The organism is Roseovarius sp. SCSIO 43702 (assembly GCF_019599045.1).
Taxonomy (GTDB): domain Bacteria; phylum Pseudomonadota; class Alphaproteobacteria; order Rhodobacterales; family Rhodobacteraceae; genus Roseovarius.
In genome coordinates, this window is sequence record NZ_CP080623.1 from 224,946 (window position 1) to 250,580 (window position 25,635).

A 25,635-nucleotide genomic window follows, 5' to 3' on the forward strand; every position below is an offset into this window, starting at 1 on the left:
GCATACGGGGAGTGTCGAAAACAGGGAGCAGACACATGGACCTTCGTCCGATCACAGAGCAATTCGCCGTCGCCCCACAGATCGCGCCCGAAGAGGTGCCCGAGATAGCCCGGGCCGGGTTTCGGACCATCATCTGCAACCGTCCCGACGACGAAGACCCGGAGCAACCGAGCCACGCGCAAATCGAGGCCGCCGCGCAGGAAGAGGATATCGCGTTCCTTATGCTGCCGGTGCGATCGGGCGTCCTGACCGAAGAGGCCGTCAACGGGTTCAGGGAGGCGCTCGACACGATGCCCGGGCCCATCCTCGCCTATTGCCGCAGCGGGACGCGCTGCACCATGCTCTGGAGCATCGCACAGTTCGGCCGGATGGATCCCGACGAGATCGTCGCCAAGGCGGCGGAAGCGGGATATGACATGTCCGGCCTGATGGCGCAGCTACGAGCCACCCGCACGTGACCTCATCGCGCTGGATCGCGGCTGGTCAGGATGATCGCTCGGGGTGGCGGGAATGCGTGCTCGACGGGTCCGAGTTGCAGGAAGACGTGGTTCTGACCAAGCCGCGCCGTGGTCCGGTGTCGGCGCGGATGATACATATCGGGAAGGGTGAGGCCGATGTTCCCGCCCCGGTTCTTCCCGCGTCCGGCCACGTGCCCGATCTGTGCCAGGTCTCGCCGCATGACAGGCTTTCGGGCTGGGCCCGCGTGGAGATCGCGGGATTCCTGCGTGACCGGCCGCATTGGGATGGCGTGATTTGTCGCGCGACCGGTGACGTGACGCATTGGGTCCAGATCAGCGCCGACGAGATCGTGAGTTTCCAAGGGTTTTCGACCGGCCGTCTTGTCACCGCACTGGATGGAACAGGATCATTGGGCGAAGAGAGTTTAAACGACGCGTTGTCACGGCCTGAGAAGCTCGCCGCGTTGTTGCGTCGTGCCGAGGTTTCAAAAGATGCAGCTGCGGTGACGGGCGCCTTGATCGGTGCCGAGCTGGCCGCGGCGCGACCCTATTGGCTGGGCCAAGGCGTTGCGGTCATCGGCACCGATTGGCCCTATCGGCAGGCACTTGCCATGCAAGGCGTGACGGCTGAGCAGGTGCAGCGGAACGAGATGCGCCAAGCGGGGCTGACGGTGATCGCCGAGAGAAACGGCTTCTAGTTCGAGTCGTCCATCAGGCCCTCGGGCTGACCCACCACCACGAACGTGAGCTTGCCGGGGTCGAGATACTCACGCGCGACCCGGTTAACGTCGTCGAGCGTCACGGCCATTACCTGGTCGTTGCGTGTGGCGATATAGTCGACCGGCAGGCCCTCCATCTGCATACCGACGGCGATGTTGGCGATGGGTCCGTTTCCATCGAATCGCAGGGGGTATGCGCCGGTGAGGTAGGTCTTGGCATCCTCGAGTTCCGCCGCCGTCACGCCCTCGTCTCGGATCCGGGCCCACTCGGCGCGGATCACGTCGATGGCCTCGGCGACGCGGTCATTGGCCGAAGACACCGACCCGGCCCAGAGATCCGCGCCATCCTTGTTGAGAAGGTAGGTGTAGACCCCGTAGGTCAGACCCCGCTTTTCGCGCACCTCCTGCATGAGCCGGCTTTCGAATCCGCCGCCCCCGAGAATATGGTTCAGCAGGTAAGCCGCGAAGAAATCCGGGTGATCGCGATCGATGCCGGGTTGTGCGAAAACGGCGACCGATTGCGGTGTCTCGAAGGGAATGACCTCGGTCCCGCCCGGAAAGGTCACATCGGCGCGAGGCGGCAAGGGGGCGCCGGTCTCGGGAAGATCGCCCAGCAGTCGGTCGAGCAACTCGGCAAGCTCGTCTTCCGTGATGTCGCCCACGGCGCTGACATAGAGCCTGTCGCGTGCCATGGCCGCTTCGTGGGCCGCCACGATATCTTCGCGCGTGAGCGAGGAGACGGTTTCGATCGTGCCATTGCGCGACGTGGCGTAGGGATGATCTCCGAAAATCAACGCGTCCAGAGCCTCCGACGCCTGGCTTCGCGGGTCTTTCTCGTCCGAGCGAATGATCGAGAGAATCTGGGCGCGGACCCGGTCGATGGCATCCTGGTCGAAGCGGGGGTTCACAAGGCTTTCGCGCAGGTGTTCGACGGCCTCATCGCGGTTCTCGGAAAGAAACCTCGCGGACACGGTCAACGTGTCGTCATAGACGTCGTAATCGAAACTCGCGGCCAGCTCCTCGGTCCTCTCGGTGAATTCGCGCGCGTCCATGTCGCCCGCGCCTTCTTCGAGCGTGGCCGTCATCAACGTGATGGCGCCGCGCTTCTCGGGATCATCGAGGGCCGCTCCCCCCCGGAACCGCAGTTCCAAGGCGATGAAGGGGATGGAATGCTCTTCGACCAGCCAAGCGTCAATGCCGCCCGGTGTCGTCATTTCCTTGATCTCCACATCCGCGCGTGCAGGCAGGGCCAGAAGCAACGCGATGCAGAAAAGAAAAACGCGGGTCATTGCGATACCTCCGAACCTTCGAGCCAGCCGGTGACGGAGGTGCGGTCCTGAAAGATCTCGCGCGCGGCCTTCATGATCTGTTCCGACGTGGTCGCGCCGAGGATGTCGGGCCATTTGCGAATGTCCTCGATCGACAACCCGACGGCGAGACCCTGACCATAGCGATTGGCCAGGGCTTCCACGTCGTCGCGCGCATAGATCATGGCCGCCCGCAATTGCATCTTGAGGCGCGCGAGTTGATCCTCGTCCACTCCGGTTTCCAGGAAATCGGCGATCACTTGATCGAGCGCCTCCTCGGCTTCGGCGAGGCTGACACCCTCGGCCGGGACGACGACGAAATTGAACGACGTATCGTCAAGCGTGGTGCCATCGTACCAAGCCGATGTCTGGACCGCGACCTGTTCCTCGAATTGCAGTTTCTGCGACAGTACGGACGTGATGCCGCCCCCCAACAACTCGGCCAGAAGCGTCAGGGCCGCGGCCTTCTCCTGCTCGCCGGGATCGCGTTCCGGGGCGACGTAGGCGCGCGCCACGTAGGGCTGGGCGACGCGGGCGTCTTCCATGAGGACGCGGCGCTCGGCCAGTTGCACTGGCTCTTGAGGGCGGCTTCTTCGGGACAAATCCGCGTTGGCGGGAATGGTGCCGTAATGCTCTTCGGCAAGCGCGCGCACCTCCTCGGGCGTCACGTCGCCGGCGACAACGAGGATTGCGTTGTTCGGCGCGTAATGGGTCTCGTAATAGTCGAGAGCATCCTCGAGATCGAGCGACGCCATCTCGTGCCGCCAGCCGATCACGGGCACGCCGTAGCGGTGATTCAGGTAAAGCGCTGCGCGCTGCTGCTCACGGAAGAGAGCGCTGGGGTTGTTCTCGACGCGTTGGTTGCGTTCTTCGATGATGACATCGCGCTCTGTCGCGATGTCACCTTCGGAAAGCTGGAGATTGACCATCCGGTCCGCTTCCATCTCCATCATCCGCTCGAGCCGATCTGCGGCGATGCGCTGATAATAGGCGGTGTAATCGTAGCTGGTAAAGGCGTTGTCGGAGCCGCCATTGCGGGCAACGGTGGCCGAAAGCTCTCCGGGTGCGAGGGTTTCGGTGCCCTTGAAGAGAAGATGCTCCAGAAAATGCGCCACACCGGACGCTCCGGGCACTTCATCTGCCGATCCCGCCTTGTACCAGACCATGTGGACCACGACCGGGGCACGGTGATCTTCGATCACGACGACTTCCATGCCGTTGTCGAGGGTGAAGTCGGTGACCTGCTCCTCGGCCTGCGCGGATGCCGCGGTGAGAATGGATAGCGCGAGAGCGGCGATCAGGTTGCGCATGAAACCTCCGAAATGGGGAAACTGTCCTTGCGCATAGATACGGGCAGACGCGTGGTCTTCAAGCATGGTGACGAACTCGTGAGGACCTGCGCCGGTCGGCTCACTCCGGCGGCGGGGCCGAGGGCGTGGCAATGCCGCGACGTTGCAGCCGCACTCGCTCGGAATCGGCGTCAAGCCACTGACGCTTGTAGGCGTTGGTGTAGTCGTCGACCGGACCGAGCCGCAGAATGTTGACACGTCCATGCTTGCGGCGGATCTCCTCGTCCTCGCGGGCGAGGGTCTGACGGATGCCGGGGGTCACGCCCTTGCGGCGAACGTGGTTGACCAACCCGACCTCGTTGGCGCTGATGCCCCTGTTGAGGGCGGCCTGATTGCCACCGAGTGCGTCGATTCCCTCGGCCTCGGGATTGGGATCGACGAGGTTGCGACCGCCGGGGTTCGGCGTCGGAAGCTGCGCGTAGCTGTCCGGTGCCTGAAGCGGGCCGGTCGGAAGAACGGTGAACTCGTCCGGTCCATCGCTGGTTTTCTGAAAACGGGTCAGCTGAACGTCGCCATTCCGGCTCCCGCAGGCCGAGAGAACCACGGCGGATGCCGTCAGAAGAATGAAAATGTTGGCCTTGCGCATCAGATGCCTCCACCCGTATTTGCCGCAGGTTTAACGTATCAAGCAGGTCGCGTCACGCGGGCTTTTCCGTATTGCTGAAAATCACCACACCGAGTGCGCCGGCAAACACGGCAATATCGGCAACGTTGAACGCGTAAGGGTTCTCGAAGCCGCAGCATGACATGTTGAGGAAGTCGGCGACTGCACCGTAGAGGACCCGGTCCACCACGTTGCCCAGCGCGCCTCCGATCAGCAGGCCGGCGGCAATTTTCTGCCATTTCCCGGCCGGATCGTGATGAACCCACCACAGGACCGAGGCCGAGATCACGAGCGCCACGAGGATCAGAACCCAGCGGGTAAGATCGGAGTCGCCGGACAGCAGTCCGAAATTGATCCCGTAGTTCCAGGCCATGCGGAAATTGATGAAAGGCGGGAAGACGTCGATCGAACCCAGCCGATCGAGGTTCATCACGTGGACCACGATGTATTTCGTCACCTGGTCGAGAAGGAAGGTGATGAATCCGGCCCAGAAGACGAGGCGCATCGTGGTTCTCCTCAGTGGCGGAAGTGGCGCATACCGGTCAGAACGACCGCGAGGCCCGCCTCGTCGGCGGCGGCGATGACCTCGTCGTCGCGCATCGATCCGCCGGGCTGAATGACGGCGCGGGCGCCGGCTTCGGCGGCGGTGAGAAGGCCATCGGCGAAGGGGAAGAAGGCATCCGACGCAACGACCGAGCCACGGGTGAGCGGATGGGCAAGCCCCAGCGCCTCGGCCATGTCCTCGGCCTTGCGGGCTGCGATGCGGCAACTGTCGACGCGGCTCATCTGACCTGCGCCGATCCCCACCGTGGCACCGTCGTTGACATAGACGATGGCGTTCGATTTCACGTGTTTCGCGACCTTCCAGGCAAAAAGCATATCGGCGACCTGCTCGTCCGAAGGGGCGCGTTTCGTCACAATCTTGAGATCGTTCCCGGTGATCACGCCGTTATCCTTGTCCTGCACGAGATACCCGCCCGCAACCTGGCGCACGGTCTGCATCGCGCTTTCGGGATCGGCCAGAGTTTCGGTGGTGAGGAGGCGCAGGTTTTTCTTGGAGGCGAAAACGCTCTTGGCATCTGCATCCGCGCCGGGCGCGATCACCACCTCAGTGAAGATGCGGCAGATCTCTTCGGCGGTTTCGCCGTCGAGCGGATGGTTGAGCGCGATGATGCCGCCGAAGGCCGAGGTGCGATCGCAGTCGAAGGCGCGGGTATAAGCCTCTTTCAACGTTGCACCGCGGGCCACGCCACACGGGTTGGCATGTTTGATAATCGCGCAGACGGGCCCTTGGGCGGGGTCGAATTCACTCACCAGTTCGAAGGCCGCGTCGGTGTCGTTGATGTTGTTGTAGCTCAGCTCCTTGCCCTGGTGCTGGACTGCGGTGGCGACGCCGGGCCGATCCGAACCGTCGAGATAGAACGCTGCTTTCTGATGCGGGTTCTCGCCGTAGCGCAGCGTGTCGGCAAGGCGGCCCGAAAATGTCTTGCGGCGTGGTGCCTGGTTCGCCTGTTGGTCCGCCATCCAGGTCGACACGGCCGAGTCGTAGGCGGCCGTGCGCGAATAGGCCGTCATGGCGAGATACTGGCGGAAGGCCAGCGTGGTCTGTCCGTCATGCGCGCGTAGTTCGTCGAGCAGCGGCTCGTAATCCTCGACGTCGACCACGGTCGTCACGAAACCGTGGTTCTTGGCCGCCGCCCGGATCATGGCCGGGCCCCCTATGTCGATATTCTCGATGCAGGTCTCGTAATCCGCGCCCTTCGCGACCGTCTGCTCGAAGGGGTAGAGATTGACCACCAAGAGGTCGATGGGCGCAATGTCGTGGGCTTCCATCGCGGCCGCGTGATCCTTGTCGTCGCGCAAGGCGAGAAGACCGCCATGCACCTTCGGATGAAGCGTCTTGACCCTGCCATCCATCATTTCAGGGAAGCCGGTGAGGTCTGCCACATCGCGCACCTCGAGGCCCGCCTCGCGCAGCGTCTTCGCGCTTCCTCCGGTGCTCACGAGATCCACCCCCATTTCCGAGAGAGCGCGGCCGAGATCGACGAGGCCGGTTTTGTCGGAGACGGAGAGCAACGCGCGCTTGACCGGCGCAAGATCGGGATGGGGCATGGTCAACTATTCCTGTTTCGTCTTGTCGTCCGGGTCTTCGACCGCCGAAATCGGATTGTCCAGCGAAACGTCGCGGATGCCGATGGGTGTATCCTGTGCCTTGGCCAAGGACCATCTCGTTCGCGTCGCATATTCCATGGCGCGCCCAGAGAGGACAATCTGTTTCGTTGCGCGGGGTCTCAGCCGGGATTTCTCGAGATAGACGCTTGGCGCAATCTTCATCTCGACGGGCCCGTCGGACCGGAAGATCCAGATCTCACCGCTCTTGAGCGCGATCGAGATGGCATTGCCGCCCATGTCCATCGTGGCATCCGCGTCGGGATGAAGGTGAAACCTGATGTCAAAGCGCAGGCCCTTGAGCCCGTCCGCGTCGAGGGCCTCGTCGAATCGAGACTGCGCAGGCTTGTCGAGCGCGATGAGCATATCCTCGCCCGCAATGCCCCGGCCATCGAAGGTCATGTCGAGACTTCTCGCGTGGGTGAGGCCGTACCGTTGCAGGTATCCGTCATGCGCGCCTTCGAAATGCAGACCGTCGCTCGCCTGGCGTGTTTCGATGGGCACATTGGTGGGACCGGAGACAAGCCAGTCCTGCCTGTGGCCCTCGGGGCCGAGGCGCGCGCTCGATTCCCCGGCAAGAACCAGCGTCGAATGCGATGGAGTCGCGCGCCCGGCGCGGCGCCAATCCGCGCCGAAGCTGTGACCCGAGCCGCAGTTCACCACCATGGGACGCCGCCCCGATGTAAGCTCGAACGCCAATGTCGACGCGTGGGCCCCCGCCGAGGCCGGGCCGCTCGGCGGCGCGCTTGCGTCGATGATTATGGTGGTCCGGCCGGCGCTCATTCGCGCGAACCCCATCGCCAAACCATCAGGCGCACGCGTCTTGATTCCGCTCGATGCCAGGGCCGCGTCCAGCCGCCCCTCGAGGCCGCGGCCGCCGCCATGGAACCGAGCAAGCCCTCCGTCGGCATGGCGCAACGTGCGAAGCGTCGGGGCAATGCGCTCGATCGCGCGCCGATGCGGCTCTGGCGGGGCGTCCCCAGCTTCTTCGAGCGCCATCGCGGCCCATGTAAGCAGCGTGAAGATGTCGAGCAGATCCTCCGGATTGCGCGACGGAAGCAGGCCCATCTGCGAGATTTCGGCGTCACATTCCCGCGCGAGCGCGTCTTTCGCAGGTCCGACGACCTCGCCCATGCCTTCGAGCGAGAGCCCGGCATAGAGCAGGCCGGTAAGGGCCTCGATCCGCGAAAGGCCAGGCCGGGCAGCATGCCACCGCTTGCGCAGGAACCGGGCCTGCTGTCCGAGAGAGCGCAGAAAGGCGTCCGATTTCCGGGATTCGAGACCCCGCATGATGAAAAAAGCGTGACTGATCCAGCGGATCATCCGACGTCCGGCCAGATCGGGCGTCCAGCCCGGCCCCGAGCCGCCACCATATTTGCGTGTCCATTCGAAGATCCAGGTCTGAGCCTTCTCGCGCGCAAGCGTGTCACCCGTCGCGGCCAGATCGTCGAGCCATACGAATCCGTGCAGCTCTTCCGCGAAGTAGCGATCCGGCGGATCGAGATCCCAGATGTCCGTGCCGGGAGACTGGATAAATTGTCCGGCGAACAGGAAATTTCCCGCGCAGAGCTGCCGTCCGCGCGCGAAACTTCCGATCGTCCGCGGCTCAGGTTGGGAGAGGAAGGCCGTCGCGGGGCTGGCGAGGGCCGCACGGCGCGCGGCCAGTCGGTTCATGAATTGCGCCCAGCGCGCGGATATTTCCCGGGACGTCCACATCAACCATGCTCAGTGCGCTCTTGGCGGCGCGAATTTTCGTGGACTATACACTTGGGGTCTCGGCAAGTCACCGCCTAAGGCGTCACCGGCGAAGAAGCGCCATGTAGAAGCCGTCCATGCCGCCCCGATCGGGCCAGTAATCCGGTCGAAGGCGCACCCCCCCCTCCTCGGTGATCCAGCTCGGGTCGATGCCCGGCAGGTTCAGCGCCTCGCGGTCCGTGCGCAAACCCGGGTGACGTGCGATCGCCTCGTCGATCTGGCACTCGCCTTCGTCCGGGAGCAAGGAACAGGTGCAGAAGAGAAGCCGCCCCTCCGGCTTCAGCAGCGACAAGGCATGGTTGATCATTGCCGCCTGGAGGGCGATCAGCGAGTCGATCTCGTCACCAGTCCTGGCATGGGGAAGGTCTGGATGCCGACGAATGGTGCCGGTCGCCGAGCAAGGCGCGTCGAGCAGAATCGCGTCATATGGGCCGTCTTCGTGAGCAAGGGCATCCTCGACACGACAATCGGCCTCGAGGTTCGTGCGTTTCAGGTTCTCGATTACCCGCGCCATCCGGTCCTGCGAGATATCGAGGGCCGTGACCCTCGCGCCACTCGCCGCAAGCTGCATCGTCTTTCCGCCGGGGGCCGCGCAGAGATCGAGCACACGCTCGCCCTCCTGCGCGGCAAGGATGCGCGCCGGAAGCGCGGCTGCCGCGTCCTGTACCCACCAATCACCCGTGTCGTAGCCCGCCATTGCGGATACCTGTCCGGGTGTGTCGATGCGTATGGAGCCGGTCGGAAGCACGGTGCCGCCTGTAAGGTCCGCCACGGCGCCTGCATCGCTCTTGGCGGTCAGGTCCAAGGGAGCACCCGCGAGATGCGCGGCCTCCATCGCCGCCACGGCGCCGGGCCCGTAGGCCGCGATGAGCGGGCGGCGCAGCCAGTCGGGAAGACGGGGCGTGCGAAGATCGTTCCAGGAGCGAGGCGCCTCGACCGCGATCTTTCGCAGAACGGCATTGACGAGGCTCTTGTAATTCGCGCCGCGTTTGAAACCGGCGGCAAGCGTCACCGCCTCGCCCACGACGCCATGCGCATCGCCGCCGTGCGCCAACTCGACCGTGGCCACGCGCAGGATGTTCCTGATGTGAAGGGGCGGCTTGCGTCTTACGTGGCGGGAAATGAGGCGGTCGGCGCGTTCCAGTCCGCGCAAGGTCTCGAGCGTCAGCCGCTGAGCACGCGCGCGCCCCTCTGGCGGGAGCCGGTCGAGCCCGCCGCGCGCCAGTATATCGGCGAGCATGCGATGTTCGCCCATGACCTGATCCATGAGCCAGACAGCGCTTTTTCTTGCGGAAGCGGGGGGCGTGGCCATGCCGCGGCTCCTTGAATGCGGACAGTGGATGCCTATAACAAGAACAGGAATCCGACGGAAGCGAATGATGGACGAGAAAACGGAACTGCCCCCCGCGGCCAAACGCGCCCTCGCCGAAGCCGAGGAGCGCCGTCGCCTGATCGAGAAACAGGCCGCGCTGCCGAAGGAACTCGGCGGCCGCAAGGAGGGCCTCGAGCCGGTTCGCTACGGGGACTGGGAGAAGAAGGGCCTTGCCGTAGATTTCTAGGCCGCTTCCCGCCAGATCATTTCAGGACGAGATCGGCGAATTCACCCTTGCCCCGGTCCGATATGAACCGAAGCGTATTGCCTTGCACCGCGACGGCTTGGCAGTTCGCGCCAAGATCCTTCCCGCCCCAGTAGAGATCGCGGCAGAAATATCCGGATTTCCACATCCAGTCGCCGCTGACGTCGCGACCGAAGGCGCGCCCGCGGATATCTCCGCCCGGCGTGACGACGAGGTTGATACCGAAGCGGGTCAGGTTGCGCCCCTGGATCAATGAGACGAAACGCGCCTTGTCATTGATCTTCGTGAAGTTTTCGGCGAACACGGGACTGGTGAAGCCGAGTGCGGTGACGATTGCCAGAACTATACGCATGGGGTTTTCCCTCTTTTACACCTGACTTGTCTACGGCGGACGGCTCGAACCGGATCAGTTTGGGACCTCTAGGTCAGGCTGGTGATGCAACGTGGAGGTTCTCGGGATGCTCGGCAATTTGCCCGAATTCAGGCTGGAGACCCATTTCTCGAAATGGGAATTCAAGGCGAAGTACCATCTGACCGCGTCGGATGCCGAAAGCATGTCCCTGCCCGAGCTCCTGGCGATGGCCTCGGAAAGCGACCGGAAAGCGTTCGAGACGATGTGGCTTGGCTACACCGAGACCTGGGGTGCGCCCGACCTACGGGAGGCGATCGCGAAGACCTACCTAGATCAGTCCACGGATAACGTTCTGTGTTTCGCCGGTGCGAGCGAAGGGATCTTCGCGGCAAACGCCGTTCTTTTGGAAGCGGGGGATCACGCGATCGTCGTCACTCCGAATTACCAGTCGCACGAAACGCTGCCCAGCCAGATATGCGAGGTGACGGCGGTGCCGCTCGACCCCGATGACGGCTGGTCGCTCGACATAGATCGCGTGCGTGACGCCATCCGGCCCAACACGAAGCTCGTGACGATCAATTTCCCGCATAATCCGACCGGTGCCATACTGGAGCCCGATCGTTACATGGCTCTCATCGAGCTTTGCCGTCAGCACGGGATCTGGATCCTGCACGACGAGATATTTCACGGACTTGGTCCCAGCGACGCCGTGCACCTTCCCCTTGTCGCCGACGAATACGAACGCGGCCTGTCGCTCGGCGTGATGTCGAAATCCTATGGCCTTCCCGGGTTGAGGATCGGTTGGATCGCATGCCGGGACCAGGCCGTGCTGCGCCGAATGGAACGGCTCAAGCACTATCTGTCGATCTGCAATTCGGGGCCGAGCGAACGGCTTGCGGTCATCGCGTTGAAGAACCGCGACGCGATACTGTCCCGAAACTGCGCCATCGTGGATGAGAACCTGCCAAAGCTCGAAGCCTTCTTCGCGCGCTACCCCGATCTCTTCGAATGGCGAAGGCCCGACGGGTCATGCATGGCCTTTCCGCGCTACCTGGGCCGCGATGGTGTCGAAGCCTTCGCGAAATCGCTTGTCGAGGAGGCGGGTGTTCTGCTTCTGCCGTCGACGATCTATTCCTCGGAGCTGAGCGAGACCCCCGCAGATCGCTTCAGGATCGGCGTCGGTCGTCGGGGAATGGACGAGGGTCTTGCAGCCATGGATGCGCATCTGCGCCGGAACAGGGCCTGATTTCAGGCCAGGCCGAGCACGTCCGTCATGTCGAATGCTCCGGGTCCCCGCCCGATGCCCCAAAGGGCTGCCTTGAGGGCGCCGCGCGCGAAGATGCCACGGTCGGTCGCGATGTGACGCAGCACGATCCGCTCACCCTTGGCCGCGAAGAGGACGTCATGCTCTCCGACGATGTCGCCGCCGCGGATGGCCGAGAAGCCGATGTCGCCGCGCCGCCGCTTTCCCGTCATGCCATCGCGCCCCCGGTCCGCTGCCGTTTCGAGCGACACCCGCCGTCCTTCGGCCGCCGCCTGTCCCAGCATCAGGGCAGTCCCCGAAGGGGCGTCGACCTTCTGGTTGTGATGGGATTCGATGATCTCGATGTCGAACTCGTCATCGAGGGCTTCCGCGACCTTGCGCGTCAACTGCACGAGAAGATTCACACCGAGGCTCATGTTGCCGGCACGGATGATCGTCGCGTGACGCGCGGCGGCATCGATCTTTGCGATATCCTGCTCGGTCAGGCCGGTCGTACCGATGACGTGCACGATGCGCGCCTGCGCGGCAAGCTCGGCGTATTCCAGCGTTGCTGCGGGGGCGGTGAAATCGATGATGGCCTGCGCGGTGGCGAAGGGTTCGAGCGGATCGTCCGTCACCGTCACGCCAAGCGCCTGACCGCCCATCGCGACGCCCAGGTCCTTGCCGATCCACGGATGCCCTTTTCGCTCGACGGCGCCCGAAATGCGGGCCCCGTCGCTGGCGTTTACTGTATGGGCCAGCATTTGCCCCATGCGCCCGGATGCGCCCACGATTACGATGCCTGGAAGGTCGGCCATGCGAAACTCCTGTTCACTGACACTTCCATAGCGTCGTGCGAGCGGCTTGGCAAAGATGGCGCGACGCCTTAGATGGAAACGCATGGCCAAGAACAAGTTCCAAGACGGGCCCGGCCCCTCCCAGCGTCAGCTTCGTGTCGGCGAACTCATCCGCCGGACGCTTTCCGAAGTGTTGATGCGAGGTGATATTCACGATCCCGATCTCAACCGGTATTCCGTCACGGTCGGCGAAGTGCGCACCTCGCCCGATCTCAAGATCGCGACCGCCTACGTGCTTCCACTGGGGGGCAAGGGGCAGGACGAGATCGTCGGTCTGCTTGCCCGCAACCAGGGAGAATTGCGGCGCATCATCGGACAGAAACTTGCGCTCAAGTTCGCGCCGGAGCTGAGGTTTCGCCTGGACGAGACCTTTGACAAGATGGACGAGGCGCGACGGCTTTTCGAGAAAGACGACGTGCGCCGTGATACCGAGGATTAGCGCTGCACTGGTGGCGATGATCTGCGCCACCACGCCGGCTCTGGCGGTCGATTGCGACCGCATCAGGATGGAACCGGACGGGCTTGGCTTTACCTACTGCGAAGTCGATGCGAGCAATGAGGACATTCGCGTTTTCCACGCGAATGAGGCTGGCGAAGTGCTCGGAAGTTTCCCCTCTGTCGAAGCGATGCTGGCCGAGGCAGGTGGCCGCCTCTCCTTCGCGATGAATGCCGGGATGTATCACAACGACCTGTCACCCGTCGGGCTCTATATCGAGAACGGGCGCCAGAAGATGCGGCTCGTGACGTCGAAGGGTCCGGGGAATTTTGGGCTTCTGCCGAATGGCGTACTGTGCGTGCGCGAGGGCCGTGCCGACGTGATCGAAAGCCTGCGTTTCGAGCGTGAGGCCACGGATTGTGAGCATGCCACGCAGTCGGGACCGATGCTCGTCATTGATGGGGAGTTGCATCCCCGCTTCCTGAAGGACGGGGATAGCAAATACATCCGCAACGGCGTCGGCACCTCGGCCGATGGCAAGCGGGCGGTCTTCGTAATCTCGGATGAGCGGGTCAACTTCCACACTTTCGGTCGATTCTTCAGGGATACGCTGAACCTTCCCAACGCGCTTTACTTCGACGGAAAGGTTTCGCGGCTCTACGCGCCACAACTCGATCGTCATGATCGCGGCTTTCCGATGGGTCCGATCGTTGGGGTGGTCGAGCCGCTCGACTGAAACATCACCAGTGCAGCGCCTCCTCTCGGCTGACTGGATCGGCGGAGACGGCACTCTATCTAGCCAACGACTGGAAAAGTTGCAGGGCGGTGCAGGGCGCATGGCGTCGGATCAGGATCTCAACAGCGGTTCCGTGGGGCGGGCGCTTGTGCGTGTCAGCGCACCGATGACCCTGGGTATTCTCGGGGTGCTATCGGTCGGATTGGCCGACGCCTTCTTCCTTGCCCGTCATGGAGATGCCTCGCTTGCGGCGATAGGCTTCATCTTTCCGGTGACCACCGCCCTGACGTCGCTTTCGATCGGGCTCTCCGCCGGCACGAGCGCCGTGCTCTCACGCTCGATCGGAGGAGGGGCGAAAGACGATGAGCAAGCGCGCATGACGCTTCACGCGATGCTGCTCGGAGCCATACTCTCGGTCATCGTCGCGGTGTTCTTCTATTTCGTGGCCGGGTGGCTCTTCGGTCTGATGGGGGCGGATGGAAAGGTTCTCGATGCGGCAGTGGGCTATGTTCCCTACTGGTGCGCGAGCTTCCCGGTCCTGGTGGTGGGAATGTCGCTCAACTCCGTTTTCCGAGCCGGGGGCCGCAGCGAGGTGGCGGCGATCGCGATGCTTGCACAATCCGTGGTCAACATCGGGCTCGATCCAGTGATGATCTTCGGATGGGGACCACTTCCCGAACAGGGCACCGCGGGCGCGGGACTTGCGACATTGATCGCGCGGGGTCTTTCCTTCGTGGGTGTCTGCATCTTCGCGATAAGGGTGCGCGCGCTTCGTCTCGATTGCTCTCCGATGCGGGACATCACTTCGTCCTTCCAGGCCATCGGAAAGGTCGGCGCCCCGGCCGCGCTGTCGAACGCGATCAATCCGGCCGGGATGGCGATCATCACCGCAGCGGTCGCCACCATTTCGGACGCGGCCGTCGCCGGATTCGGCGCCGCCGGCCGGATCCAGGCCTTCGTCATCATCCCCATGCTGGCGCTTTCCTCCGGTATCGGACCGGTCGTCGGACAGGCATGGGGTGCCGAGAAGACAGGCCGCGCACGGGCCGCGGTTCGGCTTACCTTCGTTGTGTGCGTGATCTACAGTCTCGCAGTCGCCGCTCTTCTGCTGATCATTGCCGATCCGGTCGCGACTCTGATGACGGCCGGAGACGGTGCCAAGGATTTCACCGCATCCTATCTGCGCATCGCAAGCTGGGGGTTCTTCGGCTATGGAGTTCTCATCACTGCCAACGCCGCGATGAATGCGCGAGATCGCGCGCTTTGGTCGATGACCCTCAGTGCCAGCCGCATATTCCTGATCTACGTGCCGGCGGCATGGGCCGGTGTCATGGTCTTCGGCTATACCGGCATCCTTGCCGCAACCGTCACGGCGAACGCGATCGCCGCGTGGGCGGCAATCGTGGCTTGCCGGTCGGTCGGATTGCTTGATGAGCAATGGGCAATCGTGGAAACCCCGGCGCGCTGGATAGCGCAGCGGTCGCGACAGGCGTGAATTGACACGGGAATCACGGTGAGCTAGGCGACCCTCTCCCGGTTTCCAGGAAAAGGCTTCGACATGGGGCGCAAGCGCAAAGGCCGCGACATCTCTGGCTGGTTGGTGGTGGACAAGCCCGACGGTCTGACCTCGACCGCGATCGTCAACAAGGTGCGCTGGGCGCTTCAGGCAAAGAAGGCAGGTCACGCGGGCACCCTCGATCCCGAAGCGACAGGCGTTCTTGCCGTCGCACTGGGGGAGGCGACAAAAACCGTGCCGTACGTCACCGATGCGCTCAAAGCCTATCGTTTTCGTGTCCGGTTCGGCCAGGCAACGAACACCGACGACGCCGAGGGCGAGATCATCGCATCGAGCGATGTCCGCCCCTCGGACGATGAGATCAAGAAAAAACTTGGAGCGTTCGTTGGCGATATCATGCAGGTGCCCCCGAAATTCTCGGCCGTGAAGATCGACGGTGAACGCGCCTACAAACTGGCGCGCGACGGCGAGGAGGTCGAGATCGCCGCACGGCCCTTGTGGGTGGAGGAATTGACTCTGGTCGATCGGCCGGATCGTGATCATGCGGATTTCGAGATGATCTGCGGAAAGGGTGGGTATGTTCGTTCCGTGGCCCGTGATCTGGGCGAGGCGCTGGGCTGCCTTGGGCATGTGGTTTCGCTGCGGCGCATCTGGTCGGGTCCGTTCGAGGCAGGTGATGGTATCGATCTGGAAAAGCTTGAGGCGCTTGCGCACGATCCCGAGCTGGATACGTATCTCTTGCCAACGGAGTCTGGCCTGCAGGATTTGCCCGAATTGCGAACGACACCGGAGGGAGCCGCGAGATTGCGCAACGGCAATCCCGGTCTAGTGATACCCACGGCGGATATCGAATACGGCGACGAATGCTGGGTTTCCCTCGATGGAAAGGCGGTCGCCGTCGGTGTATTCAAGGCTGGAGAGGTTCACCCGTCGCGGGTCTTTCGCCTGGTGACGGACGAATGACCGCCGGGTTTTCCAGATGATCGAGCGGTCGCATCTCAAGGGCGATGCCCAGTCGGTCGCCATCTATTCCGACTGCGAGAGATACCGCTACAGCCTGACGCGAGTATGGGAGCCGTCGGGTCGCCGCGCGCTGTTCATCATGCTCAACCCCTCGACGGCGACGGAGATTCAGAATGACCCGACCGTCGAGCGGTGCGAGCGTCGGGCCCGCGCGTTGGGGTTCGGCGCGTTCCGCGTGACCAACATCTTCGCGTGGCGGGATACCGACCCCAAGGCTATGCGTGCCGCCGCCGAGCCGGTCGGAGAAGCGAACGATGCGGCCATCCTAGAAAGTCTTCCGTGGGCTGATCAGGTGATCGCGGCGTGGGGCAGCCATGGTGCGTATCTCGACCGTGGGTCCGCGGTCGCGCGCTTGTTGGGGGAGGCGGGTGCGCCCGTCTTTCACCTCGGGCTCACCAAGGCCGGGCACCCCAGACATCCGCTTTACATCGGATACTCCGAGAGACCGCGACCGTGGCTCGAAGAGGATCGCCTCGCCCTGGCGCAGCACGGAGCCGTTAACCAGTAAGCCAGATCGGAATTGAAAGCGCGTGTTCGATATGGCCCGATATCCTGGGGTCAGAGCGGATGGTGCAACGATGTTCATGCTTGCGGGTCTCTTGGGTGCGATGGCAATCAGCGCGACTGCGATTTTCGGCATGTCGCATGATGAGGACGAGGATACGACCGAGAGCGTCGAGAGCGGACCAGATGTCGGCACCGCGGATCAGCCCCCTGAAACTGCTCCCGGATCCATTCTGGATTTCGCGTCGCGGCCCGATACGGCGCCCGGCGATGGGCCGACAGTATCTCAAGAGACCTCCATAACCGGGACGGCTATCGGCACCGGGTCCGATCCCGGAAACGAGGAGCGGATCGTCGCCGGAACGGAGGCAGATGACCGGGACGCCGGCAGCGACTTGCGCGATGTCGTGAACGGGTATGGCGGCGATGACACCCTCGCCGGGGGCGCGGGTCCCGATGGCCTCTGGGGTGGCGATGGCGCGGATTCGCTGTCCGGGGGTGGTGGTGACGACACCCTGCAAGGCGGGGCTGGCGACGATCACGCCGATGGCGGAGCCGGTGGCGATGTGGTTCTGGGTCATGGCGGCAACGACAGCCTCAGTGGTGGATCGGGAGATGACGCACTGCACGGCGGGGCGGCAGACGACACGCTTGCCGGGAATGACGGAGACGATACGCTGCACGGTGGGCTCGGCGACGACAGCCTTCACGGCGGATCCGGCGAGGATGTGCTTTTCGGCGGTTGGGGCGACGATACGATAAGCGGCCCAGGTGACGAAGAGGAGGACGCAGAACGCGACTACCTGAACGGTGGAGGGGGCGACGATCTTCTCGTGGCGGGCGGTGGCGATGTTCTCACCGGCGGGGAGGGTGAGGATCGCTTCCTGCTCGGGGATTGGTTGACGAAGGACCACGAGGCCGAGATCATCGATTTCTCTCATGACGAGGATACCCTGATGATCGTGTTCGACGATTCCCGGGACAGTGATCCCGAGGTTGATGTCGAGTCCGATGCCAAAGACCCGTCGCGACAGCACGTTCTGCTGAATGGTGAACGGATAGCAATGATCCATAACGGCTTTCCCCTCGATGCCTCGCACATCAACCTTCTGGCCCGCAGCGTCGCGCAAGACCTGATGGCCGGCTGACTTTTCCCTTTTCTTTCCATCGCTGGGCGCTTATACGCCCCCATCGCATCTGCTAGGCAGATAGCGTTCTCGAACAGGACCTTGCTGGACGACATCCCGGCTTGCGCCCTTGAACTCTGGACCCGAAAGGAGACCCCGATGTCGATTACCGCTGATGAAAAAGCACGCGTGATGAAAGAGTTTGCGACCAAGGACGGCGACACCGGCTCGCCCGAGGTACAGGTCGCAATCCTGACCTCGCGGATCACGACGCTCACCGAGCACTTCAAGACCCACAAGAAGGACAATCACGGTCGTCGTGGCCTTCTGAAGATGGTCGCGCAGCGTCGGAAGCTTCTTGATTACCTGAAGGGCAAGGATGAGGATCGCTATCGCGACCTGATCAAACGCCTTGGCATCCGTCGCTGAGCAGTCGATCCCCGGGATCGTTCGAATAGCGCTCGCTTCATCGAAGCGGGCGCTTTTTCGTGACCGCATGATCTCCGCTCAACTTTTCTCGCCGGATTTGCTATGAATCGACGTTGAATCGAACCTCGAGCAGAGAAGGACGCGCTGAAATGGACGATCATCCAGTTCTGGAAACCGAGTTCAACGGTCTCTCCCGGTCGATGCCGTCGCTGCCGGCTGCGTGGTATCGCGATCCCGCGCATCATGCGCGCGAGCTCGAGTTGATCTGGGGCCGGAACTGGATCTACCTGTGCCGCAGCGAAACGCTCGATGGACCACGCAGTTTTCGCACCTTCGAGGTGGCGGGTCAGCCGGTTCTGTTACTTCGAAACGCGGAGGGGGCGCTTCGTGGATTTCTCAATACCTGCCGCCACCGGGGCTCAATCCTGTGCCAGAAGCCATCGGGCACCCTCGAGAAGCCACTGCTCGTCTGTCCCTATCATCAATGGGCGTATGATCTTTCGGGTGCTCTTCGCGCGACGGGACCGATGCGCCCCGTTGACGGGTTCGACCGCGCGGATCATCCGCTCCTGTCGGTATCGGTGGCCGAGTGGGGCGGGTTCGTCTTCGTGAACCTTGATCCGTCGGCCCGATCGTTCGACGAGCTCTACGGCGATGAAACAGCCTATGTCGACAACTGGCCGCTCGCGGATCTAAGGGTTGGCCACAGCTATACCAAGCAGTTGAAATGCAACTGGAAAGTGTTCTGGGAGAATTACAACGAGTGTCTGCATTGTCCCAACATCCATCCGGAGCTGTCGAACCTCGTGCCGATTTACGGTCGCGCCATCATGGCCCGCCGCGACGATCCGTCGTGGAGTGAACACCCCGATGACCCGGCGCCCCGCGCGTCGGGCGGCCTCCGCGAGGGGGCGGAAACCTGGTCGATGGATGGCCGGGCGCAGGGCCGCCTTGCCGGGGTGACCGATGACGATCTCGACACCGGTCAACGTTACGTCACCGTCATGCCCTCGATCTTCATCGCGCATCATGCAGACTACGTGCGAACGGTCCAGATTATACCGACGGGACCCGAGGAGATGACGCTGACAGCGGACTGGCTCTTCGATCCCGAGATGCAGGATCGCCCGGATTTCGATCCGGCCCGGATCACGGATTTCGGAAAGCTGGTGATGGAACAGGACGGCGCCGCCTGTGAGCTCAATCAGGCGGGCCTCGCCAGTCGCAGGTTCGATTACGGGGTTCTCATGCAGGAGGAATACGAGGTCTTCCTCTTTCAGGACTGGGTGCGCCGGCAACTCGGTGAGCCGGCCCTGGGCGAAGCGCCCGCAAGTCGCGCGAGCCGCAGGCGCAAGGAGGACCGCTAGTCCCGCCCCTCCGCTTAGGCGCTTTCCAAATCAGTCAAACTGCTATATGGCCCCCGCATCTGGAACGTGACGCCCTAGACCCCGGCGCATGAGATGATGGAGGGGTCGGCGGCAATGGGGCCGCCAATGAAACGGAGGACCGGGCAGGGGCCCGGAGTGCCTCCAGACAGGAAACGATAGATGTTCAACGAAGTTAAGAAATCGATCCAGTGGGGCGAAGAAACGCTGACACTGGAAACGGGCAAGGTTGCCCGCCAGGCGGATGGATCCGTCATCGCCACGCTGGGTGAAACCAGCGTCATGGCCAACGTGACGTTCGCCAAGGAGCCGAAGCCGGGACAGGACTTTTTCCCGCTGACGGTTCACTACCAGGAAAAATATTACTCGGCGGGCAAGGTGCCCGGCGGCTTCTTCAAGCGCGAAGCGCGGCCGACCGAGAAGGAGACGCTGACGGCTCGCCTGATCGACCGTCCGATCCGCCCGCTTTTCGTCGAGGGCTTCAAGAACGAAGTGCTCGTCATGTGCACGGTGCTGAGCCACGACCTCGTCAACGATCCCGATATCGTGGCGATGATCGCGGCGAGCGCCGCGTTGACGATTTCGGGCGCGCCCTTCATGGGTCCGATCGCGGGCTGCCGCGTCGGCTTCGAGGATGGGGAATACATCCTCAACCCGACCGTGGACGACATGCACGAGCTTCGGCTCAATCCCGAGCAGCGTCTCGACCTCATCGTCGCGGGCACCAAGGACGCGGTGATGATGGTCGAATCGGAAGCCTACGAGCTTTCCGAGGAGGAAATGCTCGGCGCGGTGACCTTCGCTCATGACCAGATCAAGCCGGTGATCGACCTGATCATCGACCTCGCCGAAGAATCGGCGAAAGAGCCGTTCGACTTCCAGCCGCCGGACTACTCGGCCCTCTACGACGCCGTCAAATCGGCCGGCGAAGAGGAGATGCGCAAGGCGTTCGCCATCACCGACAAGCAGGAGCGCACGGCTGCCGTCGCTGCCGCCCGCCAGTCCATCAAGGAAAGCCTCAGCGAAGACCAGCTCGAGGATCCGAACCTTGGCTCGGCGCTCAAGAAGCTCGAGGCCAGCATCCTGCGCGGTGACGTGGTCAAGGGTGGCAAGCGGATCGACGGTCGCGACACGACCACGGTGCGTTCCATCGTCTGCGAGACGGGGTTCCTGCCGCGGACGCATGGCTCGGCGCTTTTCACCCGTGGCGAGACGCAGGCCCTTGTCGTGACGACGCTCGGCACGGGCGATGACGAGCAGTTCATCGACGCGCTGCATGGGACGTTCAAATCGAACTTCCTTCTGCATTACAACTTCCCGCCCTATTCGGTCGGCGAAGCGGGTCGGGTGGGCCCTCCGGGTCGTCGCGAGATCGGGCACGGCAAGCTGGCCTGGCGCGCACTTCAGGCCGTGCTGCCGGCTCCGACGGATTTCCCCTACACGATCCGTATCGTGTCGGAGATTACCGAATCGAACGGCTCCTCCTCGATGGCATCAGTCTGTGGCGGGTCGCTGTCGATGATGGACGCGGGCGTCCCGCTCAAGGCGCCGGTCGCGGGTGTCGCGATGGGTCTCATCCTCGAGGATGACGGCGATTTCGCGATTTTGACCGACATTCTCGGCGACGAGGATCACCTCGGCGACATGGACTTCAAGGTGGCCGGGACCGAGAACGGCATCACCTCGCTTCAGATGGACATCAAGGTCGCCGGCATCACGCCGGAGATCATGAAGCAGGCCCTGGCCCAGGCCAAGGACGGCCGGATGCACATTCTGGGTGAGATGAACAAGGCGCTCAGCAGTGCGGGCGACTTCTCGGTTCACGCGCCGCGGATCGAGACGATGACGGTGCCCACTGACAAGATCCGCGAAGTGATCGGGTCGGGCGGCAAGGTCATCCGCGAGATCGTGGAAGTGTCTGGCGCCAAGGTGGATATCAACGATGACGGTGTCATCAAGATCGCCAGCCCGAATGCCGACGCCATCCAGAAGGCTTACGACATGATCCATTCGATCGTGGCCGAGCCGGAAGAAGGCAAGATCTACACCGGCACGGTCGTCAAGATCGTCGATTTCGGCGCGTTCGTGAACTTCTTCGGCAAGCGTGATGGCTTGGTCCATGTCTCGCAGATCGAGAACCGTCGCCTGAACCATCCGAGCGATGTGCTCAAGGAAGGTCAGGAAGTGAAGGTGAAGCTTCTGGGCTTCGACGATCGCGGCAAGGTGCGCCTGTCGATGAAAGTTGTTGACCAGGAAACCGGCGAGGAAATCCAGCCGGAGAAGAAGCAGAACGACGACGATTGAGCCCTAGGGCCGGAAGTCGAAAGCCCCGGTGGAAACACCGGGGCTTTTTCATGTCGCCCGCTGGCGATCAGTATGAGTACTCGGGATAAATCCGGTCGAGGTCGCCGTCCCATTCGCCGTAATAGCGGTCCAGCAGTTCGTCGGCGGGCACCTTGCCACTATCGACGCTTTCGCGGAGCGCATTCAGGAAATGGGTTTCATCCGGCACGAGCCCACCTGCCCCGCCGCGCGCACGGGCGCGCAAGCCCGCTTCGGAAATATCGAGAACCTCCCGGGCAAGGGCGTGCATGTCGATCCCGTCCACGCGGGCATCGAGCGCGCTTTCGCTCGCGGCCACGCGCAACGCTTCCCGCGTCGGAGCGTCCCAGCCCTTGACGACATCCCAGGCTGCGTCGAGGCTGCCCTGGTCATACATTATGCCGACCCAGAAGGCCGGAAGCGCGCATAGCCTGCGCCACGGGCCGCCATCGGCGCCCCGCATCTCCATGAACTTCTTGATCCGCGCTTCGGGGAAAATGGTGGTGAGATGATCTGCCCAGTCGCTCAGCGTCGGTTTCTCACCCGGAAGCGCGGGGAGCTCTCCCTTCAGGAAATCGCGGAACGACATGCCCAGCGCGTCGATATACTCGCCATCGCGATAGACGAAATACATCGGCACATCGAGCGCGTAATCCGCATAGGCCTCGAACCCGAAGCCATCATCGAAGACGAATGGAAGCATACCCGTGCGATCCGCGTCGAGATCGCGCCAGACCCTGCTGCGCCAGCTCTTGTACCCGTTGGGTTTTCCCTCGAAGAAGGGCGAGTTGGCGAAGAGGGCCGTCGCGACAGGTTGCAGAGCAAGGGCCACGCGGAATTTCTGGACCATGTCCGGCTCGCTCGCGAAGTCGAGATTGACCTGAACCGTGCAGGTCCGCCGCATCATGGTCTGGCCCATCGTGCCCACCTTTTGCATGTAGGCGTCCATCAGCTTGTAGCGACCCTTCGGCATCATCGGCATCTGGTCGTGGGTCCACTGCGGCGCGGCACCCAGACCTATGAAGCCGACACCGACCTTGTCGGCGATGTCCTTCACGTCGCGCAGATGCGCGTTCACCTCGTCGCAGGTCTCGTGGATGTTTTCGAGTGGGGCGCCCGAAAGCTCCAGTTGGCCGCCCGGTTCGAGACTGACGTTTGCGCCGTCCTTTTCGAGGCCGATGAGCTTTCCGCCCTCTTCGACCGGAGTCCAGCCGTGGCCGTCGCGAAGTCCTTCCAGAACCGCCAGAACGCTTCGCTCCCCCTCGTACGGAATAGGCAGCAGCGTGTCCCGGCAATAGCCGAACTTCTCGTGCTCCGTGCCGATCCGCCAGTCCTCGCGCGGTTTGCACCCGCTTTCGAGATAGCCGGCAAGCTGGCTGTGATCTTCGATTGGGCCGCCGCCGGACTGAGGTATCGACATCGGAGCTCTCCGCAGGATGGTTTGGGACGTGGTGCAGGTAAGCCGGGGGGGTGTCAAGGCAACAGGCCGGCTCCGACGAACCTCAGGACGAGGCGATCCGGCCGCGATCCCGATCCGGCTTCCTCTGCCAGAGACAGGTCTTCGACTGGTCGGATGACTTGAGAACGCGCAGAACTTCTTCGATCCGAAGGCCGGGCAGGCTCGAAAAGAAGTCGAACAGGGCATCACTGCCCGAGGCTGTCACGGGGATGTAAAGCGCCGGACCTTCGCGCTGAACCAGGACCCAGTGAGCCGGACGATGCCGGGCATCGTGTTCGACCGATTGAAGGTTCGACCGTGCCACCGTGCCGCCGGTGAGCGGCCCGTAGTAGCTTACCTGCCCCTCGGTGATATGCACGACACCCGGACCATCACGCGATGTCTCGAAGCGATGCCTCTGGAACCCGGTCCAGATCAGGAGACACCCGACCGCCACCACGATCCATCCGATCCAGCCCAGTATCCCGTAGCTCGTCAGTGCCGCCCAGAACCCTGCGGCCGCGATACCCGCCCCCGCGAGCACATCGCGCCATCTTCTGAGTCGAACGGTGACCTCGCCGCGGATCATGCGTCGGTCCAATCGCCCAACTCCCGCTGCCAGAGGGTCAGGGCGGCGACCGCCGCGGTATCGGCGCGAAGAATGCGGGGTCCGAGTGATACGGGATGCGCATTTCTCATGGAATGCAACCGTGCCCGTTCAGTTTCCGAGAACCCCCCCTCGGGACCGATCAGTATGGCCCATGGCGCGCCCCTGAGTTCGCGTGGAAGGCCGGCAGGCGAGCCTGCCAGGCCCTCGTCGCAGAACATGAGGTGCCGGTCGTCCGGCCAGGTTTCGAGAAGCCGATCCAGCCGCTCGAGCGGCGCCACCTCGGGGACGAAAGTCGCGCCGCATTGCTCGGCGGCCTCGATCGCATGGGCCTGCAACCTCTCCCGCCGAATGCGTTCCGCATTGGTGAATTCGGTCTGCACGGGCAGGATGCGTGCCGCGCCGAGTTCCGCGGCCTTCTCCACGATGAAATCCGTGCGCGTCTTCTTGATCGGCGCAAACAGAAGAGAGATGTCCGGCGGTTCGCGAAGGGGTGCGGTCTGTTCGTCGACGTCCAGCGTCCCGCGTTTCTTTCCCGCCTCCCGCACTGTCGCGCGCCATTCTCCCTCGCGCCCGTTGAAGAGCGCGACCCTGTCCCCTTCGCCCAGACGCATCACGTTGAAAAGGTAATTCGCCTGATCACGGTCCAGAAGAACCGTTTGCCCCGCCCCCAGCGGGTGATCTACATAAAGCCTGATCTTCGCAGCCGACATGAAGGCAACATATGAGCGTGACCGGAAAGAAACCAGAGCCCGCGGGGTCGGTGGCGGACGCGCCCGCGCGCAACTGGGTCGACCGATACGCGCCCCATTGGTCCCGCGGATATCTCAGGCTCAGCCGCGCGGATCGCCCGATCGGAACGTGGCTCCTCTTGCTGCCGTGCTGGTGGGGATTGCTGCTCGCCATGCTGCATACGGGACAGGCGAGTTGGTATGATCTCTGGCTCTTCCTCGCGTGCGGGATCGGCGCCTTCCTGATGCGTGGCGCGGGGTGCACGTGGAACGATATAACCGATCGTCATATCGACGGCTCGGTTGCGCGCACCGCGTCGCGGCCCATACCCTCGGGCCAGGTCAGCGTGCGCGGCGCGCTTGTCTGGCTCGTCGTTCAGGCGCTTGTGGCCTTCGGAATCCTGCTCACCTTCAATTGGGCGGCGATTCTCCTGGGGGTTCTGTCGCTCGGTCCGGTCGCGATCTATCCTTTCGCCAAGCGGTTCACCTGGTGGCCGCAGGTTTTTCTCGGGATTGCCTTCAACTGGGGTGCCCTGCTGGTCTGGACGGCGCATACCGGCTCCCTTGGCCTGCCAGCGATCGTTCTCTACCTCTCGGGGATCGCGTGGACGCTGTTCTACGATACGATCTACGCACACCAGGATGCGGAGGACGATGCGCTGATCGGAGTCAAATCCACCGCGCGCCTGTTCGGAGATCGAACGATCGTATGGCTGGGGCGGTTCCTTGCGTCCAGCACGATCCTCATGGGGATCGCCGTGATCCTGGCGACGACCGGCACGGACATCATTGCGCGGCTCGTCGCGCTCCTCGGGCCATACGCCTTGGGGCATCATATGTTCTGGCAGATGCGCCGGTTCGACGCCAGGGACGGCGCGGGCCTCCTGAAGCTCTTCCGATCCAACCGCGATGCCGGTCTCCTGCCCTTGCCGTTTTTCGCCGTCGCAATGCTCATCTGATTGAATTCGACCGGCCATCCGCTTAAATCACG

Annotated in this window: 26 protein-coding genes and 1 pseudogene; 15 read left to right on the plus strand and 12 right to left on the minus strand. The window is 63.2% G+C overall.

Features of this window, described 5'->3' with window-relative positions:
- The first annotated feature begins 35 nt into the window (after nt 1-35).
- On the plus strand, nt 36-458 hold the full coding sequence (locus tag K1T73_RS01070) for a TIGR01244 family sulfur transferase (RefSeq protein ID WP_220602169.1): 423 nt from the start codon (nt 36-38) through the stop codon (nt 456-458).
- Nucleotides 455-1,156: a 2-dehydro-3-deoxygalactonokinase gene (locus K1T73_RS01075; RefSeq protein ID WP_220602170.1), complete on the plus strand. Its 702-nt coding sequence runs from the start codon at nt 455-457 to the stop codon at nt 1,154-1,156. Before K1T73_RS01070 ends, K1T73_RS01075 begins: the two co-directional genes overlap by 4 nt.
- On the opposite strand, the gene K1T73_RS01080 is transcribed toward K1T73_RS01075, so the two are convergent.
- The 7 genes from K1T73_RS01080 to K1T73_RS01110 all read right to left on the minus strand — a co-directional run bounded on the left by K1T73_RS01080 (nt 1,153) and on the right by K1T73_RS01110 (nt 9,673).
- Nucleotides 1,153-2,466, minus strand: coding sequence for a pitrilysin family protein (locus K1T73_RS01080; protein ID WP_220602171.1), 1,314 nt, complete (start codon nt 2,464-2,466; stop codon nt 1,153-1,155). The two genes, K1T73_RS01075 and K1T73_RS01080, sit on opposite strands and share 4 nt — an antisense overlap.
- Nucleotides 2,463-3,794, minus strand: a complete 1,332-nt coding sequence (locus tag K1T73_RS01085; RefSeq protein ID WP_220603561.1) for a pitrilysin family protein — start codon at nt 3,792-3,794, stop codon at nt 2,463-2,465. The genes K1T73_RS01080 and K1T73_RS01085 overlap by 4 nt, the downstream gene beginning before the upstream one ends.
- A 100-nt stretch (nt 3,795-3,894) precedes the next feature.
- Nucleotides 3,895-4,419, minus strand: coding sequence for a DUF3035 domain-containing protein (locus K1T73_RS01090; RefSeq protein ID WP_220602172.1), 525 nt, complete (start codon nt 4,417-4,419; stop codon nt 3,895-3,897).
- Nucleotides 4,420-4,471: 52 nt separating this feature from the next.
- Nucleotides 4,472-4,942 carry a signal peptidase II gene (gene lspA / locus K1T73_RS01095; protein ID WP_220602173.1) on the minus strand — a complete coding sequence of 157 codons (471 nt, stop codon included), beginning with the start codon at nt 4,940-4,942 and terminating at the stop codon, nt 4,472-4,474.
- Nucleotides 4,943-4,953: 11 nt separating this feature from the next.
- The gene (gene purH / locus K1T73_RS01100) at nt 4,954-6,549 is read right to left on the minus strand and encodes a bifunctional phosphoribosylaminoimidazolecarboxamide formyltransferase/IMP cyclohydrolase (protein WP_220602174.1); all 1,596 of its coding nucleotides are present in this window, start codon (nt 6,547-6,549) and stop codon (nt 4,954-4,956) included.
- 6 nt (nt 6,550-6,555) lie between these two features.
- Complete coding sequence (locus tag K1T73_RS01105) at nt 6,556-8,280, minus strand: heparinase II/III family protein (RefSeq protein WP_220602175.1); 1,725 nt, start codon at nt 8,278-8,280, stop codon at nt 6,556-6,558.
- Nucleotides 8,281-8,404: 124 nt separating this feature from the next.
- Nucleotides 8,405-9,673, minus strand: a complete 1,269-nt coding sequence (locus K1T73_RS01110; protein WP_220602176.1) for an RsmB/NOP family class I SAM-dependent RNA methyltransferase — start codon at nt 9,671-9,673, stop codon at nt 8,405-8,407.
- Between the two features lie 64 nt (nt 9,674-9,737).
- On the opposite strand from K1T73_RS01110, the gene K1T73_RS01115 reads away from it, so the two are divergent.
- Nucleotides 9,738-9,920, plus strand: a complete 183-nt coding sequence (locus tag K1T73_RS01115) for a DUF1674 domain-containing protein (RefSeq protein WP_220602177.1) — start codon at nt 9,738-9,740, stop codon at nt 9,918-9,920.
- Between the two features lie 16 nt (nt 9,921-9,936).
- On the opposite strand, the gene K1T73_RS01120 is transcribed toward K1T73_RS01115, so the two are convergent.
- Complete coding sequence (locus K1T73_RS01120) at nt 9,937-10,290, minus strand: dihydrodipicolinate reductase (RefSeq protein WP_220602178.1); 354 nt, start codon at nt 10,288-10,290, stop codon at nt 9,937-9,939.
- Nucleotides 10,291-10,396: 106 nt separating this feature from the next.
- Here K1T73_RS01120 and K1T73_RS01125 point away from each other — a divergent pair, with 106 nt between their 5' ends.
- Nucleotides 10,397-11,536: an aminotransferase class I/II-fold pyridoxal phosphate-dependent enzyme gene (locus K1T73_RS01125; RefSeq protein ID WP_220602179.1), complete on the plus strand. Its 1,140-nt coding sequence runs from the start codon at nt 10,397-10,399 to the stop codon at nt 11,534-11,536.
- A gap of 2 nt (nt 11,537-11,538) precedes the next feature.
- Here K1T73_RS01125 and dapB read toward each other — a convergent pair whose 3' ends face one another.
- Entirely contained in the window at nt 11,539-12,351 is an 813-nt protein-coding gene (gene dapB / locus K1T73_RS01130; RefSeq protein WP_220602180.1) for a 4-hydroxy-tetrahydrodipicolinate reductase, read from the minus strand.
- Between the two features lie 82 nt (nt 12,352-12,433).
- Here dapB and rbfA point away from each other — a divergent pair, with 82 nt between their 5' ends.
- From rbfA to pnp, 10 genes and pseudogenes are all read left to right on the plus strand, one after another.
- Nucleotides 12,434-12,829, plus strand: a complete 396-nt coding sequence (gene rbfA, locus K1T73_RS01135) for a 30S ribosome-binding factor RbfA (protein WP_220602181.1) — start codon at nt 12,434-12,436, stop codon at nt 12,827-12,829.
- A 16-nt stretch (nt 12,830-12,845) separates the two neighbouring features.
- Nucleotides 12,846-13,562 (plus strand): phosphodiester glycosidase family protein, encoded by a 717-nt coding sequence (locus K1T73_RS01140; RefSeq protein WP_220603562.1) that lies wholly within the window; start codon nt 12,846-12,848, stop codon nt 13,560-13,562.
- A 10-nt stretch (nt 13,563-13,572) separates the two neighbouring features.
- A complete protein-coding gene (locus K1T73_RS01145; RefSeq protein WP_259400385.1) occupies nt 13,573-15,057 on the plus strand; it encodes an MATE family efflux transporter in 1,485 nt (494 codons plus the stop codon).
- Between the two features lie 63 nt (nt 15,058-15,120).
- Nucleotides 15,121-16,041, plus strand: coding sequence for a tRNA pseudouridine(55) synthase TruB (gene truB, locus K1T73_RS01150; RefSeq protein WP_220602182.1), 921 nt, complete (start codon nt 15,121-15,123; stop codon nt 16,039-16,041).
- 16 nt (nt 16,042-16,057) lie between these two features.
- Nucleotides 16,058-16,609 (plus strand): DUF1643 domain-containing protein, encoded by a 552-nt coding sequence (locus tag K1T73_RS01155; RefSeq protein ID WP_220602183.1) that lies wholly within the window; start codon nt 16,058-16,060, stop codon nt 16,607-16,609.
- Nucleotides 16,610-16,739: 130 nt separating this feature from the next.
- Nucleotides 16,740-17,318: pseudogene (locus K1T73_RS18030) on the plus strand (calcium-binding protein); the annotation flags it as partial.
- Between the two features lie 243 nt (nt 17,319-17,561).
- Nucleotides 17,562-17,753, plus strand: a complete 192-nt coding sequence (locus tag K1T73_RS17780) for a hypothetical protein (protein WP_259400387.1) — start codon at nt 17,562-17,564, stop codon at nt 17,751-17,753.
- 138 nt (nt 17,754-17,891) lie between these two features.
- Nucleotides 17,892-18,161 carry a 30S ribosomal protein S15 gene (gene rpsO / locus K1T73_RS01165; RefSeq protein ID WP_220602185.1) on the plus strand — a complete coding sequence of 90 codons (270 nt, stop codon included), beginning with the start codon at nt 17,892-17,894 and terminating at the stop codon, nt 18,159-18,161.
- Between the two features lie 149 nt (nt 18,162-18,310).
- Nucleotides 18,311-19,528, plus strand: a complete 1,218-nt coding sequence (locus K1T73_RS01170) for an aromatic ring-hydroxylating dioxygenase subunit alpha (protein WP_220602186.1) — start codon at nt 18,311-18,313, stop codon at nt 19,526-19,528.
- A 180-nt stretch (nt 19,529-19,708) separates the two neighbouring features.
- Nucleotides 19,709-21,850 (plus strand): polyribonucleotide nucleotidyltransferase, encoded by a 2,142-nt coding sequence (pnp, locus tag K1T73_RS01175; RefSeq protein ID WP_220602187.1) that lies wholly within the window; start codon nt 19,709-19,711, stop codon nt 21,848-21,850.
- A 67-nt stretch (nt 21,851-21,917) separates the two neighbouring features.
- On the opposite strand, the gene K1T73_RS01180 is transcribed toward pnp, so the two are convergent.
- The 3 genes from K1T73_RS01180 to K1T73_RS01190 form a co-directional block, all read right to left on the minus strand.
- A complete protein-coding gene (locus K1T73_RS01180) occupies nt 21,918-23,288 on the minus strand; it encodes a glutamate--cysteine ligase (RefSeq protein WP_220602188.1) in 1,371 nt (456 codons plus the stop codon).
- Between the two features lie 82 nt (nt 23,289-23,370).
- Nucleotides 23,371-23,895 (minus strand): hypothetical protein, encoded by a 525-nt coding sequence (locus K1T73_RS01185; protein ID WP_220602189.1) that lies wholly within the window; start codon nt 23,893-23,895, stop codon nt 23,371-23,373.
- Entirely contained in the window at nt 23,892-24,626 is a 735-nt protein-coding gene (locus tag K1T73_RS01190; RefSeq protein WP_220602190.1) for a 16S rRNA (uracil(1498)-N(3))-methyltransferase, read from the minus strand. The genes K1T73_RS01185 and K1T73_RS01190 overlap by 4 nt, the downstream gene beginning before the upstream one ends.
- 11 nt (nt 24,627-24,637) lie before the next feature.
- Between K1T73_RS01190 and ubiA the strand changes: the two genes are divergently transcribed.
- Nucleotides 24,638-25,603: a 4-hydroxybenzoate octaprenyltransferase gene (gene ubiA, locus K1T73_RS01195; protein ID WP_220602191.1), complete on the plus strand. Its 966-nt coding sequence runs from the start codon at nt 24,638-24,640 to the stop codon at nt 25,601-25,603.
- Nucleotides 25,604-25,635 lie beyond the last annotated feature (32 nt).

Excerpts from the sequence above, each read along its gene's own strand:
- K1T73_RS01070 (WP_220602169.1), top strand. The coding sequence starts at position 36 with ATGGACCTTCGTCCGATCACAGAGCAATTCGCCGTCGCCCCACAGATC.
- K1T73_RS01080 (WP_220602171.1), bottom strand. The coding sequence starts at position 2,466 with ATGACCCGCGTTTTTCTTTTCTGCATCGCGTTGCTTCTGGCCCTGCCT.
- K1T73_RS01085 (WP_220603561.1), bottom strand. The coding sequence starts at position 3,794 with ATGCGCAACCTGATCGCCGCTCTCGCGCTATCCATTCTCACCGCGGCA.
- K1T73_RS01090 (WP_220602172.1), bottom strand. The coding sequence starts at position 4,419 with ATGCGCAAGGCCAACATTTTCATTCTTCTGACGGCATCCGCCGTGGTT.
- lspA (WP_220602173.1), bottom strand. The coding sequence starts at position 4,942 with ATGCGCCTCGTCTTCTGGGCCGGATTCATCACCTTCCTTCTCGACCAG.
- purH (WP_220602174.1), bottom strand. The coding sequence starts at position 6,549 with ATGCCCCATCCCGATCTTGCGCCGGTCAAGCGCGCGTTGCTCTCCGTC.
- K1T73_RS01105 (WP_220602175.1), bottom strand. The coding sequence starts at position 8,280 with ATGAACCGACTGGCCGCGCGCCGTGCGGCCCTCGCCAGCCCCGCGACG.
- K1T73_RS01110 (WP_220602176.1), bottom strand. The coding sequence starts at position 9,673 with ATGGCCACGCCCCCCGCTTCCGCAAGAAAAAGCGCTGTCTGGCTCATG.
- K1T73_RS01115 (WP_220602177.1), top strand. The coding sequence starts at position 9,738 with ATGATGGACGAGAAAACGGAACTGCCCCCCGCGGCCAAACGCGCCCTC.
- K1T73_RS01120 (WP_220602178.1), bottom strand. The coding sequence starts at position 10,290 with ATGCGTATAGTTCTGGCAATCGTCACCGCACTCGGCTTCACCAGTCCC.
- K1T73_RS01125 (WP_220602179.1), top strand. The coding sequence starts at position 10,397 with ATGCTCGGCAATTTGCCCGAATTCAGGCTGGAGACCCATTTCTCGAAA.
- dapB (WP_220602180.1), bottom strand. The coding sequence starts at position 12,351 with ATGGCCGACCTTCCAGGCATCGTAATCGTGGGCGCATCCGGGCGCATG.
- rbfA (WP_220602181.1), top strand. The coding sequence starts at position 12,434 with ATGGCCAAGAACAAGTTCCAAGACGGGCCCGGCCCCTCCCAGCGTCAG.
- K1T73_RS01140 (WP_220603562.1), top strand. The coding sequence starts at position 12,846 with ATGATCTGCGCCACCACGCCGGCTCTGGCGGTCGATTGCGACCGCATC.
- truB (WP_220602182.1), top strand. The coding sequence starts at position 15,121 with ATGGGGCGCAAGCGCAAAGGCCGCGACATCTCTGGCTGGTTGGTGGTG.
- K1T73_RS01155 (WP_220602183.1), top strand. The coding sequence starts at position 16,058 with ATGATCGAGCGGTCGCATCTCAAGGGCGATGCCCAGTCGGTCGCCATC.
- K1T73_RS17780 (WP_259400387.1), top strand. The coding sequence starts at position 17,562 with ATGATCGTGTTCGACGATTCCCGGGACAGTGATCCCGAGGTTGATGTC.
- rpsO (WP_220602185.1), top strand. The coding sequence starts at position 17,892 with ATGTCGATTACCGCTGATGAAAAAGCACGCGTGATGAAAGAGTTTGCG.
- K1T73_RS01170 (WP_220602186.1), top strand. The coding sequence starts at position 18,311 with ATGGACGATCATCCAGTTCTGGAAACCGAGTTCAACGGTCTCTCCCGG.
- pnp (WP_220602187.1), top strand. The coding sequence starts at position 19,709 with ATGTTCAACGAAGTTAAGAAATCGATCCAGTGGGGCGAAGAAACGCTG.
- K1T73_RS01180 (WP_220602188.1), bottom strand. The coding sequence starts at position 23,288 with ATGTCGATACCTCAGTCCGGCGGCGGCCCAATCGAAGATCACAGCCAG.
- K1T73_RS01185 (WP_220602189.1), bottom strand. The coding sequence starts at position 23,895 with ATGATCCGCGGCGAGGTCACCGTTCGACTCAGAAGATGGCGCGATGTG.
- K1T73_RS01190 (WP_220602190.1), bottom strand. The coding sequence starts at position 24,626 with ATGTCGGCTGCGAAGATCAGGCTTTATGTAGATCACCCGCTGGGGGCG.
- ubiA (WP_220602191.1), top strand. The coding sequence starts at position 24,638 with ATGAGCGTGACCGGAAAGAAACCAGAGCCCGCGGGGTCGGTGGCGGAC.